This is a genomic window from Hoyosella altamirensis (genome assembly GCF_014191505.1).
Taxonomy (GTDB): domain Bacteria; phylum Actinomycetota; class Actinomycetes; order Mycobacteriales; family Mycobacteriaceae; genus Hoyosella; species Hoyosella altamirensis.
In genome coordinates, this window is sequence record NZ_JACHWS010000001.1 from 1,042,350 (window position 1) to 1,058,017 (window position 15,668).

Below are 15,668 nucleotides of genomic sequence, written 5' to 3' on the forward strand. Positions count from 1 at the left end.
TCGTTTACCGAACCGTGTTGTGCTGAGTTCCGAGGTCGACCGCGCCATCGTCGGTGCGGATCGAAGTAATTACCCGGTCGCCGGGCTTGAGGTACGCGTTGCTCTTGGCTTGTCCCTTGACGAACAGTTGCCACTTAGTGTCTTCCGGGAGGAGTCCGGCGACCTTCTGCGCAACCGCCTTGGGCGGCTGCAGGGCGACTCCGCCGGGCGTGCCGGTGAGGATCAGGTCGCCAATCTCGAAGTTCTCAAGCTGGGAGAATTCGGTGAGGGTTGCTGCGGGCTTGAACACCATGTCGTCGGCGAGCGCGTCCTGCCGCTTGGTGCCGTTGACCGACAGCGTGAGCCGCAGTTCCGTCCAGCGGGCGACCTCTTCCGCATTTTCGGGGACGCACAGGTGAGGCCCGACCGGGCAGAAGGTGCGGTAGCTTTTGCCCTTGTACCACTGGCCTTGCGGCAACTGGATGTCCCTGGCGCTGACATCGTTCGCGACCACGAAGGCACCGACGTATTCGGCTAGGTTCTGCGGCGTCACGGTTACCGGTTCCGTGATCGGCTTACCAACAACGATCCCGAGTTCGACTTCGTAGTCGAGCAGTTTCACATGCGGCGGGCGGACGATGTCGTCATCGGCGCCGCACATCGAGGCGGTTGATTTGGTGAACAGCATGTTGAACGCCCGGTTCGGATCCATGCCGGACTCGATCATGTGCGACCGGTAGTTCGCGCCCTGGCAATGCACTCGCGCGCCAGGCAGAGGGTTCAACGGTGTGACGTCCGCGAGTGGGATCCCTTTGGCTTTGGGGTTGGCCAACACCTCGCGGGCGGCCTTGACCCCCGCGGTGAGGACCTCTGCTGTGGTCTCGTAGGTGCTTGGCAGCGGGAGTATGTCGGTGCCACAAACAACACCCCAGCCGTCGCTGTATCGGATCAGGTTGATGCTCATTTCAGGGCTACTTTCGCAAGGCCCAGCAGGCGCCGGGCGGTGAATTCGTTGTCACGGTCGGCGAGTGCCGACGCGATCTGCTTAATGAAGTGCCGGGACGGGTTGGCTTCGAGGAAGTCACGGGTGACGGCCGGGCCCCACTGCGACAGTCTGCTGGCCGACATCTCGGCCCAGCCAGGCTCGACGGTGTTGTCGAACATGTCGCCGTCAGTGAAGTGTTCGACGAGGAAACCGTCCGGATCTCGCCAGTAATCGAACAATTGGCTGCCTTCGATGTGGCGCCCGATTCCCCACGAGTGCTTGTAGCGGTTTTCCTCCAAGTACTGGCTGCCTGCGGCCAGCGCATCGAGGTCGGCGACCTGGAACGCGGAGTGGATGTACTTGCGGCCGGGTCCGAGCGTCATCGCGAGGGTGTGGTGGTCGGCCGGGGTGCTGCCGCGGTCGCAGCGGATGAACGCCATCGTCGGGCCTTGCGCACGCTGACCGGGGAAGTAGAGGAAGTCGCTGACGATCAGGCCGAGGTTCTGCTGGTACCAGTCGAGAGCCTTGTTGAAGTTAGTGGACTCGAGCACGACGTGGCCCAGGCGCTCGACGCGCGCCGGTTCACGCGGCGGTCGCTGGGTCGCGTTGACGCGGTTCAATTCCCCATTGGTATTGAAGATGAGCTTCCGCTGGAGGAGCGGAAGCTCGGGGAGTTCCTCGACGCCGGCGACAACGCGGAGCGGGATCCCGGACGGATCGAGGAGATCGACGCCGACACCACCTCCTGGGCCCGGCAGCGTGTAGGCAGACGCATTGGCCGACTGGGCAAGTTTGTGCACGTCAGCGATGTCGACGGCTTTGAAGGCCGGGCCGATGAAGCGTGACTTCTCGCCCTGGCGGATGACGACGCAGTGTGTTCCGGCGAGTGCGCCGCGCAGATAGAGCGTGTCCGCGGTGCGGGCGGCGGTGATGAAGCCGAAGTCGTGCGCGAAGCGTTCCGCAGCGTCGAGATCGGGCTTTTCGAACTCTAGCCACGCGAGATCTTCGACTTTGATTACCGGGTTTTTGGCCTTGTGCACGCGGTCTCCACGCACGGCGCCCTGCTCGCTGTGCAGCCCCTCGTGAACGTCCTTGGTTGGTATGGTCATATCCGATTCCTTCCGCGGTACTGATGACAGCATCAGTTACGGGAAGTCAGTTGTCAACAACTGTCAAAACTGATGAACAAATCAGTTTTGTGTTAGCGTGGAGTGCATGACTGAGCCAGTTGTCGTGAATCGACTCGAGCGGCGCAAGGCGCGGACGCGAGCCGCTCTGATCGCGGCCGCGCGCACGCTACTCGCCCGCGACGGCGGGACGGAAGCGAGCATTCAGGAGATCACTGACCTCGCCGACGTCGGTTTCGGATCCTTCTACAATCACTTCACCACGAAGGCAGAATTGTTCGACGCCGCAGTGGCGGAAACGCTCGACGAGCACGGCGCGTTGGTCGACCAGGTCACCCAAGGCATCGAAGACCCAGCTGAAGTGTTCGCCGCGGGTGTCCGGCTCACTGTCCGGCTCTTTCGTACACATCAGCAGCTCGCGCAAATCATCACCAACACAGGGCCTGCCTACCTGAAGTCAAGCACTGGATTGGCGCCGCGCGCGCTCCGCGACATTCAGCACGCCCTAGACGCCGGCCGCTTCGACGTCGAAGATCCGGTTGTCGCACTGGCCTGCACCGGGGGCGCGATCCTCGGTGCCCTGCACATCATGGAGGGCCGCTCGGGCATGGAAATCGACCAGGCTGCCGACGAAGTGGCCAGAAACATGCTGCGCATGTTCGGTCTTTCCAGCGAGGAGGCGCGGGAGATCGTGTCGCGGCCCTTGCCTAACAGTGGAACTCGCTGACGTAGTCGCCAAAATCCAGGTGTTGCAAGGTTTCTCGGCACGAGTCACTCGCACAGTTCGAACTGTTCCGCGCCCTCGACGTACTGGTCCCACTCGTCGGAGCTGATCGGGGTACCACGTTGTCTGCAGATTTCGGCTGCCGCCGACTCGGGATCGGTGCTCCATACCTTCACGTGGTGAGACCAGCCTGATGCGGCGATACGGCTCCCATCGCCGATGAAGACGGCGTCATTTACTCGGCCCTCATATGCGGCGGGAGTGCCGATCACCGTTGCTTCGCTCGGCTCCGTAACGTCCCAGAGCCAAATGTTCTCTCCCGCAGTCACAGATAGGGCGCGCCCATCAGGGCTGAAGTCGAGGGACGTCACTTCGGAACGCGGACCTGTGAGCGTCGCGAGAATGGTGACGTCGTCCGGATCCTCGACGTCGTACAACCGGATGATGTTGTCGCCGCCTCCGCCCGCAACGGCGAGCATGGTGCTGTCGTGGTTGAACTTCACAGCGGGCACTGACCCGCTGAACGTTCCGAAGTCGCCTCGTGCGGGCTCAAAGTTGGTTGTGTCGATGACACGCCAAAGTTTGAACTCACTGGCAGACGAGCCTGCGGCGAGGAGTTTCCCATTCGGGCTGAAGTCGATCATTTCGCCGTGGCCACCGCCCAGGTCGAGGTCAGGAAGTTCCTGGGGAGCTTCGGGGTCACGGACATCCCAGACGAAGACGTACGCGCCGGCGTATGACGGTGCGGCGACCAGTGACTTGTCCGGGGCTACGGCGAGCGAAGGAATGAGTGAGTCGCCGTTGTTGCTGAGCTGTCCGACTTGCCGGGGCGCATGCCCATCTCCCAGGTCGAACAGCAGGATGTCGCCTTCGAGAGTGCCCGCCGCAAGGAATTCACCGTCGGCCGAAACATCACCTGAGGCGCTGTGTTCGTCCACCTCGACCCGACTGAGGCGCGTCGGCTTCGATGGGTCGCTGACGTCGAAGACATGCACCGCGCGATCACCGCGCCCCGCAGTGACGATCATCCTGTCCCGCTCGTTGTTATAGCGCATCTGAAAGACCACGCCGGTGATTCCTTCAACCACGGGCCCGGGCACTTGCCAGAGCCGTGCGATGCCATCGCTCGCACCTGCGATGAGTGTCTGCTCATCGGGTGTGAAGGCAACCGACGTCACCAGGCCCGGGGTCTGGAAACTCGAGACGATGGCACCGTCGCTCCAGTTACGAATCTGTGCGGTCTGATCTGAACTCCCAACCGCCAGATGACGGCCGTCGCGAGTGAACGCTACGTCGTTCACCCAGCTGTCGAAACCCGTAAAGGACTCGAGCACGAGAGGTGCGTCGAGGTCGCTGATGTCCCAGCGCTGCACGTCTGTGGCGCTGGTCGCCGCCGCGAGGAACCGGCCGTCCGGGCTGATCGCGATCCCCATGGCGACGATTGCACCGTCGCCATCCAAAAGGAGGCTCGCGACCTCGCTCGGTTGCGAGGCTGCATCGCTGACAGCCCACAGCTTCACTTGACTGTCCGCAGCGGATGTGGCCATCAACTGGCCGTTAGGCGAGTAGGCGATCGCGGACGCCGCTACGGAGAGCGGGTCGTCCACTTCGACGGGAGGGAGACTGATGGGCTGCTGCGGGTTGCTGATGTCCCAGCGAAGCACTCCGCCGTCGGGTGTGCCCGCAGCAAGCACGGTGCCCTCCGGACTGACCACGGCCGCATGGATGGAGGCACCCTCAGTGTCCAGTGCTGTGACGAACTCGGGTTCGGCGCCGTTGACGCTCCATAGTTCGATGCCGTCGCTGCCACCTAGCGCTACGAGGGAACTGTCAGGTGTGAAGGCGACAGCGAATGAGACATGGCGTTCGGATCCGGAATCGAACTCTGCGGTCAGCACGGGCGCACCTTCATCGATCAGTTGGTAGATCCGTGCGATCCCGTCTGCTGTCGACGTCACCAAACTGGAACCGTCAGGACTGATTGCCACGCCCATCGATCCGGGGCTGTGCACCAGCCGGGTGGGGGTCCCCACCGCTGTCGCGTCCATCAGCGCCGTGGTCGCCTCCGTCGTTGGGAAGATGCGATACGCGGCCAGGGCCAGCTGGGAGGCGAGCTCAGGGGAGTCCGCGCGCATCAGGCGCGACTCGAGAGCAACTTGCCGGGAGAGCGCCTCGTTGCGGCTGAGTTCCGCGGAATGTCGCTGGTTGTTCGCGTACACCCCGGCGCCGACGGCTCCGAGTGCGGCGACCACGGCGATGACGGCGATAACCGCCAGGGTTGCGTTGAGCCGATGGAGTTTGCGGCGTCGCTGGCGTTCCGCTTCGGCAAGCTCGTGATGGTGTGCCGTGCTGGCAGCCAGGTATTCGCGTTCCAGGTTGTTGAGGTCGCGTTCGTGGTCGTCGGTGCGCGCCCACTGCCCGAACACTTCGAGCCGTCCGGCACCGAGCAGAGCGCTTTGATCGCGGTCCGAATCGACCCAAACCTGGGCGGCGGACGTGAGACGACGATGCGCGACGAGGCCGTCCTTGTTGTCCTGGATCCACCCCTGAAGCCGGGGCCATTCGCGCAGCAGAACCTCGTGCGTTACTTCGACACTGTCTTGCGTCACGGTGAGCATGCGCTGATCGGTGAAGGCTTCGATCACCTCCCGCACGTCGTCCGGGCGCTCGACGTCGAGGACCTCGGTGAGGGGTGGGTGCTCGACGTCGAGTTTCCGTCGTGCCGTCGGTGCTGACGAGCCGCTGAAACACGCGCCGCGCCGCGGTCTGCTGCGCGGGTGTCAGACTGTCGAATACCCGGTCGGCAGTCTGCTGGACGGCTTCCTTAATGCCGCCCGTCGCGTAGTAATCGGCGACCGTCATACGTTTTCGCTTCGACAACGCACAGGTGCTTAGCAATGCGTGTGAAAGTAGCGGGAGTGCGCCCGCGTCGTGCGTTGCGGGAGAGTCGCGGGGCGCGAGGTCATCGGTCAGCACGCGGACAAGTTCGTCATCGATGATGTACCCGGCGACGTGGGCGGGTTCGGTGATCGCAGCGCGCAATTCTTCCGAAGACAGGGTCCCGACGACGAGCGAGTTTTCGTTCAGCGCCGTCACCAGCAGCGGTTCGGCTACTGCGTGGCCATAGAAATCCGCGCGCAAACCAACGACGAGCCGAACGTCCGGCGGGTACGACAAAAGCTGTTTCAGGAACTCACTGCGCTCGTGTGGGTCATTGCACTGTGACCAGATTTCTTCAAACTGATCCACGCAAAGAATGGCGTTCTGTGTGTCCTTCGAAATACCTACATCATTTAGCGTGGCGTAGGGATGCTGCCCCGGAGTGATCACGTGCAGCACCGCACCGTTGATCCCCGCTTTGCCGCTTTGAACCGTCGCTGCGATTCCAGCACGGATAAGCGACGATTTCCCCGAGCCGGACGGGCCGATGATGACGAGCGGAACGTGCGGCGCCGAAACAAGTCGCTCAATCGCGGAAGAAACGAGTGCGTCGCGTCCGAAGTACCACTGTGCATCGGCCTCAGTGAAGCTGTCGAGACCTTTGTACGGGACCGTGATTTCTTTGCTGCCGCGCCCGGGAGTGCGCCGGGCGCGCGCTACCGCTTCCCACCAGGCGCGTCGGCATTCTGAGTCGGTGACGCCAAGCGTGTTGAGAACACCAAAGAACCCGTCCTGCATTGCTTTAGTTGGGACATGCTGTCCAGAAAACCAGCCTGACGTCGTCCCGTACGGAACGCGGGATTTGTCGGCGACCTCACGAACGGTGAGCCCGGCCGCTTCGCGCAGTACGGTCAGAGCGGCGCCCAGATCGAGCCGGTTCTCAACATTTGAGGGATCGGTGGCATCGGGATTCTCGGCCTTCACGACGAATACGCTAGACGAATTTCATCCCATTTACGCGTAAAGCGGTTTTTGCGGTGGTCAGAGTTCTTCAATATCGACGATGCCGTCCTGAAGTGCGCGGGCAACGAGTGACGCTTTCGTCGGTGCTGCTCGTCCGACCGCACTGTATTTGGCCCGGATACGCCCGAGATGTGTGTTGATCGTCCCGACCGAAACGTTGAGCCGAGCTCCTGCTTGGGACTTTGAGTCGCACGCGAACCACGTCCGCAAGACCTCCACTTCGCGTCGAGACAGCGACGGTCGCGGCAGCGGCGGAGGGTGGTGGTATCGGTGCACGGTAGACATCATCACGAGCAACTCCTAGTTGAGGGGGCCTTGATGGTCCGGTGAATGTCGTCGGAATAACGACATCGGAATGAAGACATCGTCGAACAAAAAACCTGCAGGTAGCAACGCGATTCGGGAAGTCCATCCAAAGTCCATCCACGTTTGCGAGGAATCGGACATTGCTCTCAACCTGCGCTTTCTTAGAGACTGGCATGCGGGCGGCGCCGTTGCCGTGACGCAGGTGGGCCAAACCCGGGGCTCTCCCAGGTTTGTGCCCAATTCAGGGATGTGAACGAACCACTCCGCTGATAGGACCCACAGGTGTTATATACGTATATGGGATTTTCCGAACATCCTGAGCGTCGGTGTCCCCACACCGATCCGGCTCCGGGAAATGTTCACCGAATTGGCTTCGTCGAAGATCACCAAACCTACGCAATTGGCATGGCTGCGCTTCTCGAACATGAGCCTGATCTCGATCTTGTTGCCGTCGCTCCGACGGTAAATCAGCTTCTCCAGTCAGGTATTGAGCTGGACCTCGTTGTGCTTGACTTGCGGTTGTCTGATGGGTCATCGCCGCGCGCCAATGTCGTCACACTCCATGACCACGGACTGAATGTGCTGGTGCTGACTTCCGGTGACGATCGCTACCTGATCCGGTCGGCGGCTAAGGGGGGAGTGCTCGGAGTCGTCCTCAAATCCGAACCGCCCGCGGTCGCCCTCGATGCGATTCGTGAAGCCGCAGCGGGACGACCAGTGGTGACCATCGATTGGGCGGCAGCCATCGACAGCGACCCCGAACTCCACGAAGTTCAGTTGACGGACCGGCAGCGGGAAGTGCTTGCGCTGTACGCGTCGGGCGAGAAGGCGGCAAGCGTGGCACGGAGAACAAACCTCTCCGTCGAGACCGTCAACGACTATCTCGGCCGGATACGGCGCAAATACGCCGAAGTCGGCAGGCCGGCCCCGACGAAGATGGACCTCTATAAACGTGCTCTCGAAGATGGGTGGTTGCCGCTGCCGCGAAAACGCCGCACGCGCTCCCATGACGGAGGCTAAACGTGGAAGTGGATGCCGAGCGGGGCTCAGCTGAGAAACTAGCGCGAAGCTTCGCGCAGTTCATCGGTTGGGGTGCGGTGTTCTATGCCGCAACGATGGCTCCGCTCGTGGTGTCGCAGGTGTCACTTAATCCGTGGTGGTGGACGCCGCTGTTTGTGGTTTTGATGTTCGGCAGCTCGATCGCGCTGATTCCGGTGAGTCGGCGGGGCAGTTTCAAAGCGCTGAAGCGCACAATTAATCTGTACGCGATCATCAACGTGCTCGCCTCCGTGAGCTGGCTGCTGACGTGGACAGGGGAGAGACTCTCAAGCGAAACGGGCACATGGATCGGCTACTACCCGGGCCTCGCGGCGGTGGCGGGGGCAATCGTCTGGCGCTTGAGTTCGGTCCTCGTGTATGTAGCGCTGGTGACCCCGCTAGGAACATACACCGGTTACACGGCACGCTGGCAGGAGGGAGACGAGCCGCTTGCCTCGGTTCTCGTCGGCGGAGTGCTGTTTTCCCTCCTGTTTGCTGCAGCCGTGTTCGCGCTCGTTCGGTCTGGGCGCTTGCTCGATGCGACGGCGCGTGCCGCGCGAGTTCAGGCGGTTCAGACCTCGGTAACCGAAGCCCGGACCGCAGAGCGTAGACGCGTCAACGCATTAATACATGACGGCGTCATGGCGACGCTGATCGCTGCGGCAAGGACACAGAACTGCGCTGAGCTCGCGCGCCAAGCGTCGTCATCGCTTGGAGAGCTCAAACGAGCTCGGGAGGACGACGGGCGAATAGGGACGATGACGTCAAATCAATTCCTCAACAGCTTGCGTGCCACGGTGTCGGAAATCGAGGATAGCGCGCGGCTAGTCGTGACAACTGAGCCGCAGGGCCACTTGGTTCAGATTCCGGCGCATGTCACCCAGGCCTTCTCCGCGGGCGTCGCGGAATCTCTACGGAACGTGCAGCGTCACGCTGGCCTGGGCGCGAACTGTGAGGTTCGCGCGCTGGTCGGGCCCGGAATCAGAGTCGACGTCGTCGATGATGGGGCTGGCTTTGAGACGAAATCGGTGCCTGCGCACAGACTGGGCTTACGGGGAAGCATCAGGGATCGCTTCGCCCAACTGGAGGGCGGCAGCTCGTACGTTGAATCGGCACGAGGGCGCGGAACACTGGTGTCGATGAGGTGGAACATCGCATGACTGCTCAACGGAGCGCCCCCGCTGGTGGGCGCAGGTGGGATGTCAGGGACGCCACCGGGATGCGCACCACTTTCGGTCGGCTGCTGGCAGTTGTGTACTGCGCAGTTCAGTTGGTCCAGGCGCTGAACAGCACCGACGGGATCCGGCACATATGGATCATCGTCGTAGCGTGGGTTCTTCTTAGCGGTGCGGTCGCGGGAGTCATGCTTCTGCCCGGAGACCCACTTCCCCTCAAATCTGCGCTCGCATTGGCATTCACTGCGCCGATAGCGTCAGTACTGGTTCTCAGCCAGCTGCCAGTTCCTGTGGCCCATGCGGGCCAGCTGTGGTTCCACCCCTTCCTGGTTGCCTACTTGGTGTTCATGTGCGTCCGTGGCGCTGTCGGCTGCGCATGGGCCGGCATGCTCATTCAGACGTTGACCGTCGTTGCGTGGGCATCTATGACGGGACAGGGCGGCGTGGTGGGTTTCGCATTGACGGCGATGAACCTTGTTCCACTTTTAATGGCCACATTCTTTGCCTACAAAGTCCGTCCCGTCGCGCGCGCGATCGTCGTCCTTCGGGAGGAGGCCAACGAGCGTGCCGCGCAGCAAGCGGCGGCGCTCGCGGCCAGCGATGAACGGGACCGCCGACTCGCAGACGTTGACGCTTTAGTGCGCCCGATGCTCGAACACATCGCATCAGGAGCACCGCTGACAGCCGCAGATAGAGAAGAATGCCTCCTGCTCGATGCGGAGTTGCGTGACGGCATCCGGGGAAGCTCACTCGTCGGCCACCATGTGATCGCCGCAGCGCGCGCGGCCCGGCAGCGAGGAGTGTGCGTGACATTGCTCGACGATGGTGGGCTCGACGCCGGGAACGAAGTCCTCGCCGGAATCGTCCGATCGCAGCTCTGCCGGGTGCTCGATGCGGCACACTCGGGCAGCGTTGCGGCCCGCGTGCTCCCGCCCGGCCGTTCGATCCTCGCGACGGTGCTATCGCGTGACGGCGAGCGGGAGAGTCGCGTCGAGGTGGACTTGATGGGCCACGTGGTGGCGGAAGGGGTTGCGTCGCGCGTGCCGTCAGAATAAGCGAGGCTGAATGCGCGGAGGCGCAACGCATTCAGCCTCATCATGTTGGACTGTCACCAGGGGAGGACGTTGCCGATGATATTTGGAATAGCGCTAATCGCGTTGTTTGCGACGTCGGCGCCCTCGGTGATAGCCAGCCCGGGAACGTTGCCATAGCCCCAGTAGTAGGGGTAGTACCCGTAGTAACCGTAGTACGGCAGGTTCGAGATCATCTCCATGCTGCCGATCGACAGCGTCGCGGACAGTTCCAGAGGGTCGGCGTTCGCCATCGGAACCGTCATGAACATGGATGACGCAAGGAGTGCGGATACGGCGCCGGCGCGGACGATCGATTTCATGGTGGACCCCTTTGATGAGTGAGAGTGAGAGCAGCCGCACGGTGCAGTTCAAAGGTGCCGGGGAGGTTCTCGTCACTGCCGCCGAAGGGGCGAAGGTGCGACTGCTGACTAAGACGCTAGAGCGCCATTCCGCCCACCGAAACCCGCAACTTCGGTGCCCCCAGAGCTGGGGGACCAGCTTTAGGGACAGACTGCTCAGGTCGTTCGTTTAGGCGATTGTGCAGGTAACAGAGCTATCGTAGGTTCGCTTCATGCAGTCGGGACAGGTACCGGCGCCGGACCCTGAAGACTGGGATCATCCGGCGAGACCGTCTTGGCCTGCGCCTCCTCCGCCCACTGCTCCGTGGCCGCGACTGCCGTGGCTTCTGCTCGCATTGTGTGTGGTCGCGGTCGTCGTGAGCGCAGGCGCGATTGTGGTCGTGCGCGACGGTCTCGGAAGCGGGACGGACGAGTATGCTGCAGCGCAGCTGCGCGGCACCTACTCGGCGGAGCCTACGCGGGCTTGGACGGTGCGGTCGGACGACCTCGAACCCGGGGTGACCTTCGGCGGACTGGGGATGATGACTGGCCCCGAGGTGCGCGATCTCGGTGGAACGCTGCTCGTCTCACTGCAAGATCCCGAGTTCCGCTCCAACGCCTTAGTGGCGATCGACGCGGCCACTGGCGCTGTTCGGTGGCGCGTCGATGATGTCAGCTTTCTGGTGCAGGAGTGCGCGACCACATCGATCGACGGACTAGTTCCGTGCGTCGCGCCAGCGCGGGCGCCCGGGGAGGGGCCGGACGTATCGGAGGTTCGATTCTATCGCTTGTCTGACGGGCAAGTCGTGCGCGCCCAGCGTGTTCCGGACGCGCGATACGTGGACGTCTACGACGCCGCCGTATTCGTCGCTGGTTCGACGACAGAGACGATGTGGATCGCGAAGGGGGAGGTCGCTGATGTCACCGAAGACTGGCGGCAAGAGTTTCGGATGGGAAAGTGTCGCCCAGGCGGTGGCAGTGGTTTCACGGTAGCGGGGGGAATCGCCTGGTATTGGGGTGGGCATCACGGAGTATCGGTGGAGGTTGAGAGTGAGGCAGCGCTGTCCGTGGCGCCGCTCGACGATCCGTATCTCTACCCGCACCAGGGAATCATTGGGACCGAATGTCATTGGGATCAGGGGATCTTCGATCCGCGCATGCACACCGTCGCGAGTACCGGTGGCCACACGAACATCGTGTTCGGCCCAGGGCAGCGGCCTGCGTCCGTTCTTGTGCCGGACCCCGCTGGTGGTGGCCCGTTGGTACTCGGCCATGACGCTTACGAGTTCGCGACCGGTGAGCTGGTCTGGTCGGTAGACGGCAGCGTCACACTGCACACCATCGTCGGTGATGTCGTGCTGGGAAGCCCGGACTCAGTCGGGATCGCCGATCACATGTTTGGCTACTCACTCCGCACTGGGGAGCTGTTGTGGCGCGCGGGCGTCTCACGCCTCTTCGTGCCGGTCGCGTCCGATGGTGAACGCGTCATCGGTTATGAGCCGACCAGCGCCTCGACGGGCATCTACTCGGCGTACAACTTGCGGACCGGTGTGCAGGAGTGGCAGACGCGGAGCGTCGAAGGATGGGCAGTTCTCAAGCCAGCGGGCATGGGTTTCGTCATCGTGAACGAGCACGAACTCGTGTTTTATCCGCCAACGGGCGGGCCCGCGCGTCCGCCCCAGAACGCTGGAGTCGGGCTGGAAGAGCGAGCCTCCAGCTCGCAGCCCGACCAGCTGGTGGTCACGCGATGCGACCAGGCGCCAGAGATGAGCCCGCTCGACTTCCGCACCAACGGCAATGAGCTGATCGTCACGATGCGAATCGTTTCGGCGTGCGGTGGCGGCGACATTGTGTCGACGGATGCGCTGCGGGTGTCAGTGTTTGATGAGGGCGCAGCGGTGGCGTCTGGGGTGTTCGACTTGTCCGCTGCACCACTGTTCCTGCCGCCGAGCGAGGGGTCATCGGGCGCCGACGGATCAGCGTCGAACGGAGCCGTTACCAGAGAGTTCGCCTTCCCTATTCGGTCGTTCTGGCGGCTGCCGATCATGGTTGGTGAATCCACTGGTGTTGATTCGTCGCGAGCCACGTTCAGGCAGTCCGTCGAGTGTCTCGATGAGGGGACGAGTCACGGTCCAGTGTCCGGCGAAGTGACGACGGAAACCACCGGCGACGCGCTGAAGTTGTCAGCCGCTCGCGCTGCGGAGCCACCCGGCATCGACAGCGAACAAGCTGCGATCGATGCGTTGCGAGCGCTGGCCAACGCGGACCGGCCATTCGTCGCGGAGAGTCTGGAAGGGAAATGGGTGCCGCAGGTTTCCTCGAAGCGGTACGGGCTCGACGCCACCGATATCGACGGCACGATGGTGCATTGGAGCCCACAGGAGATACTCCGGCAGCACCTTGAACTGCGCATCCTGTACCCCGAGGTGCGGCTTCTGTACACCGACGAGTGGCCGGTGTTCGACCTCAAAGGATGGTGGGTGACGGTCGCCGGGCTCACATTCGAGGACTCCGGACCAGCGATCGGATGGTGTCACGATCGCGGCATCGAAATGGAACATTGCTACGCCAAACTGATCAGCGCACACCGCGGATCCGCTGGCACCACGCGTTATCGCTGACAAGGCCGAAAGAGGGCTGAGGAATGGCTTCGCGTTACGTTCCCGCGTCGCAGCCGAGTGGAGCGACCGCGATCGCTGCGGCGGTGCTGGCGATACTCGGTGGGGGAGTCGCAGCGCTCGGCGTGGGAGCGTTCCTCGACCTCGTTGCGGATATCGGTTTGGAAGCAGCTCTGGCAATCTCAGGTTTCGGCCTTGCCGGGCTTGACTGGTGGCAAGCGACGGTTGTCGTCGGACAGGTGTCCAATGTGCTCACCGCTGTACTCCTGCTGGTAGGCGCAGCCGCGCTGCTTCAGAAGAAGCGCTCCGGCCGGACGATGATCATCTACGGGTGCGTTGTTGTGCTCGTCAACCATGCCGTCACTCTTTGGGCTTCGTTTCAGCTCGCGCGGAGCTTCCGCGCGGCGTTCAGTGATGCCCCAGGATTCGACGAAGTATTCGGGATAGCGATCGCATACGTGGGATGGCTTTCGCTACTCGCGGTGGCCTTCCCGATTGTCACCCTGTTTCTCGCGGCCTCGCAGAAGACCGTGAGGTGGTGCGAGTCGCGAACGGCCGGGCGTCGCGCCGGTGACCTGGACTTCGCCGAAGTGTCAGCACACTGGCCGCCTCCTTCACCTGACTCCCGTGCTGACGATCGCGATTCTGATTCCTTCCGGCATATCGAGCAGTCCCGGCTGCCCCTGAATCGGCCGTCGGAATCGGCAGACCAGCCCTTGCCGTGGCCGGACCTCGAAACGCTCCGCGCGCGAGCCAGGACAGTCGGTTCCGAGGTAGCGCGTGCACCGCGCGCACACGTGCTGTGCGACGGTGCCGCGATCGCCCTGATGCTGACCGCGCTGTTGTTGCCGTGGAACCAAGAACTGGCGAGGGTCCGGCTCAGCGTTGCGCCGGACCTCGCCGCCGTCATCTGGCTCACCACCCTGCTGGCGATCGCTGGGGTGGCGTGGCCATACCTGGCGCAGGCAGGTTTGGATGCCGCTTCACCGCGTCGCAGCGCTCACTCAATGTTCAGAACGATTGGGGTTACCGCGTACTTGCTGATAGCGACCGCGGTTCTCGTTGTCGACGTCGTTCGTGCGCTGATCGTGCTGGTCGACGCCTCTGTCTGGAGCAAGGGCGTCGGGCCGGGAGTGTGGTTCGCGCTGGCTGGTGGAACGCTCGCCATCTATTTGCGTCACGCCCAGGGTGTTCCGTCGCGAAACATCAACGGGCCCTTAGCTCCAATACAGATTGCGATGACGTGTGTTCTTGTGCTGTGCGGGCTGTCAGCGTTGCTCGCGGTGACGTCCGTCGTGCTCCGTGGGAACGTCGGAATGGCGGCAGTCGGACCGTCCGCAGCGGACTCGTTGCACGCGATCGTCGGTGTCGTGGCCGTTTCACTACCCGCGATCATCCTCGCAATGATCGCGGTGATTGGCCTGCGATGGGATCCCGCACCGTTGTGCCTGACTCTGGCGTGTGTCTCCGGTGCCGTTTTGTTCGCGGGGCTACTGCGCTCGTCATCAGGATCGCGGGGGATCGAATATTTCCTGAGCGGCTCGTACTATGCGATGCCGTTGTGGGCGGTTGCGGGAGCGATGGCCGTTGCAGTTCTGGTGAGGTCGCCGAGCGTCATTGAGGAGGGGCATCGCGGTTATGTGTGGCTGGCGGCGTGCCGGTATATGTTCGCGCTCGTCGCGGTGTGGAGCTTCGGAAGGGGAACCATCTTCGTCCTGCTCGAACTATTGGACGTTGGAAACCTATTGGGACCTGGTGTCCTGACTCTGCCGCAGTCAACAGTTCTGGCGGCCTTCGGATTTGCGACAGGTTCACTCGCAGTCGCCGGAATGGCCAGCCTCAAGGCTCGGTACGGCGTGGGAGCAGATCCGCGTCCGCAGCGTCACGTCGCATTTGTTTGTGCGGCGGGAGCACTCCTGATGGCTTTGGGCAGGGTTGTTGCTGCGGACGCGGTAGGTGGCGCTGGACGCCTCGTGACGATGGATTACGCAATGATCGGTCTCACGGTCGCGGTCGCGGGCGTGATTCTGCTCGCACCTCCGATCCGTGACCTATATGCGGGAGTGGCTTTGTTTCCCAGCTCCGGCTCGACGGCACTCGATGCTGCCGAGCCGGATGCTGCCGAGCCGGATGCTGATCGTGCCGCGGCGTCCGACCCGCACACGTCCAGGCGGGAACTCACGAGGATCGCGCGAGCCCGGCCTGACCTGCGTCCCACAGTGGCGGCGAACCCATCCGCGTACCACGAGCTGCTGGCTTGGTTGCGAAGTCTCGGTGACCCCGACATAGACGAGGCGCTGACCTCGCGCCCACACGCTGAAGGAGCAGGTAAGTAGCGACTCGGTGGGCTGCGCCCCCAGCCTTGGGGGCACGAAAGATGCGGATTCTGCTAGCTCACCGAT

At 62.9% G+C, this 15,668-nt stretch carries 11 protein-coding genes and 2 pseudogenes; 6 read left to right on the forward strand and 7 right to left on the reverse strand.

Annotation, left to right across the window (positions count from 1 at the left end; genetic code table 11):
• Positions 1-4: 4 nt before the first annotated feature.
• Both FHU29_RS05030 and FHU29_RS05035 read right to left on the reverse strand, forming a co-directional pair.
• Positions 5-943: a fumarylacetoacetate hydrolase family protein gene (locus tag FHU29_RS05030; protein ID WP_064441711.1), complete on the reverse strand. Its 939-nt coding sequence runs from the start codon at positions 941-943 to the stop codon at positions 5-7.
• Positions 940-2,073, reverse strand: coding sequence for a VOC family protein (locus tag FHU29_RS05035; protein ID WP_064441713.1), 1,134 nt, complete (start codon positions 2,071-2,073; stop codon positions 940-942). The genes FHU29_RS05030 and FHU29_RS05035 overlap by 4 nt, the downstream gene beginning before the upstream one ends.
• Before the next feature lie 106 nt (positions 2,074-2,179).
• Here FHU29_RS05035 and FHU29_RS05040 point away from each other — a divergent pair, with 106 nt between their 5' ends.
• Positions 2,180-2,818, forward strand: coding sequence for a TetR/AcrR family transcriptional regulator (locus tag FHU29_RS05040; protein ID WP_064441715.1), 639 nt, complete (start codon positions 2,180-2,182; stop codon positions 2,816-2,818).
• A gap of 44 nt (positions 2,819-2,862) precedes the next feature.
• On the opposite strand, the gene FHU29_RS23625 is transcribed toward FHU29_RS05040, so the two are convergent.
• The 4 genes and pseudogenes from FHU29_RS23625 to FHU29_RS05060 all read right to left on the reverse strand — a co-directional run bounded on the left by FHU29_RS23625 (position 2,863) and on the right by FHU29_RS05060 (position 7,006).
• Positions 2,863-5,241 carry a WD40 repeat domain-containing protein gene (locus FHU29_RS23625; protein WP_183377473.1) on the reverse strand — a complete coding sequence of 793 codons (2,379 nt, stop codon included), beginning with the start codon at positions 5,239-5,241 and terminating at the stop codon, positions 2,863-2,865.
• 90 nt (positions 5,242-5,331) lie between these two features.
• Positions 5,332-5,469: pseudogene (locus tag FHU29_RS23805) on the reverse strand (nSTAND1 domain-containing NTPase); the annotation flags it as partial.
• A gap of 97 nt (positions 5,470-5,566) precedes the next feature.
• A pseudogene (locus FHU29_RS23810) lies at positions 5,567-6,493 on the reverse strand (nSTAND1 domain-containing NTPase); the annotation flags it as partial.
• Between the two features lie 243 nt (positions 6,494-6,736).
• A complete protein-coding gene (locus tag FHU29_RS05060) occupies positions 6,737-7,006 on the reverse strand; it encodes a LuxR C-terminal-related transcriptional regulator (protein WP_064441726.1) in 270 nt (89 codons plus the stop codon).
• Positions 7,007-7,429: 423 nt separating this feature from the next.
• Between FHU29_RS05060 and FHU29_RS05065 the strand changes: the two genes are divergently transcribed.
• The 3 genes from FHU29_RS05065 to FHU29_RS05075 are packed head-to-tail and all read left to right on the forward strand — an operon-like array spanning position 7,430 to position 10,292.
• Complete coding sequence (locus tag FHU29_RS05065) at positions 7,430-8,044, forward strand: response regulator transcription factor (RefSeq protein WP_232323042.1); 615 nt, start codon at positions 7,430-7,432, stop codon at positions 8,042-8,044.
• 2 nt (positions 8,045-8,046) lie between these two features.
• Positions 8,047-9,222 carry a sensor histidine kinase gene (locus FHU29_RS05070; protein WP_064441730.1) on the forward strand — a complete coding sequence of 392 codons (1,176 nt, stop codon included), beginning with the start codon at positions 8,047-8,049 and terminating at the stop codon, positions 9,220-9,222.
• Positions 9,219-10,292: a hypothetical protein gene (locus FHU29_RS05075; RefSeq protein WP_064441732.1), complete on the forward strand. Its 1,074-nt coding sequence runs from the start codon at positions 9,219-9,221 to the stop codon at positions 10,290-10,292. The genes FHU29_RS05070 and FHU29_RS05075 overlap by 4 nt, the downstream gene beginning before the upstream one ends.
• A gap of 53 nt (positions 10,293-10,345) precedes the next feature.
• Here FHU29_RS05075 and FHU29_RS05080 read toward each other — a convergent pair whose 3' ends face one another.
• A complete protein-coding gene (locus FHU29_RS05080; protein ID WP_064441734.1) occupies positions 10,346-10,630 on the reverse strand; it encodes a hypothetical protein in 285 nt (94 codons plus the stop codon).
• A 251-nt stretch (positions 10,631-10,881) separates the two neighbouring features.
• On the opposite strand from FHU29_RS05080, the gene FHU29_RS05085 reads away from it, so the two are divergent.
• Positions 10,882-13,269 carry a PQQ-binding-like beta-propeller repeat protein gene (locus FHU29_RS05085; RefSeq protein ID WP_157095312.1) on the forward strand — a complete coding sequence of 796 codons (2,388 nt, stop codon included), beginning with the start codon at positions 10,882-10,884 and terminating at the stop codon, positions 13,267-13,269.
• Between the two features lie 23 nt (positions 13,270-13,292).
• The gene (locus FHU29_RS05090; RefSeq protein ID WP_064441741.1) at positions 13,293-15,602 is read left to right on the forward strand and encodes a DUF7937 domain-containing protein; all 2,310 of its coding nucleotides are present in this window, start codon (positions 13,293-13,295) and stop codon (positions 15,600-15,602) included.
• Positions 15,603-15,668 lie beyond the last annotated feature (66 nt).

Bases quoted from the DNA above. Each gene is read 5' to 3' on its own strand.
- FHU29_RS05090 (WP_064441741.1), top strand. From the start codon at position 13,293: ATGGCTTCGCGTTACGTTCCCGCGTCGCAGCCGAGTGGAGCGACCGCG.
- FHU29_RS05085 (WP_157095312.1), top strand. From the start codon at position 10,882: ATGCAGTCGGGACAGGTACCGGCGCCGGACCCTGAAGACTGGGATCAT.
- FHU29_RS05080 (WP_064441734.1), bottom strand. From the start codon at position 10,630: ATGAAATCGATCGTCCGCGCCGGCGCCGTATCCGCACTCCTTGCGTCA.
- FHU29_RS05060 (WP_064441726.1), bottom strand. From the start codon at position 7,006: ATGATGTCTACCGTGCACCGATACCACCACCCTCCGCCGCTGCCGCGA.
- FHU29_RS05030 (WP_064441711.1), bottom strand. From the start codon at position 943: ATGAGCATCAACCTGATCCGATACAGCGACGGCTGGGGTGTTGTTTGT.
- FHU29_RS05075 (WP_064441732.1), top strand. From the start codon at position 9,219: ATGACTGCTCAACGGAGCGCCCCCGCTGGTGGGCGCAGGTGGGATGTC.
- FHU29_RS05035 (WP_064441713.1), bottom strand. From the start codon at position 2,073: ATGACCATACCAACCAAGGACGTTCACGAGGGGCTGCACAGCGAGCAG.
- FHU29_RS05040 (WP_064441715.1), top strand. From the start codon at position 2,180: ATGACTGAGCCAGTTGTCGTGAATCGACTCGAGCGGCGCAAGGCGCGG.
- FHU29_RS05065 (WP_232323042.1), top strand. From the start codon at position 7,430: ATGGCTGCGCTTCTCGAACATGAGCCTGATCTCGATCTTGTTGCCGTC.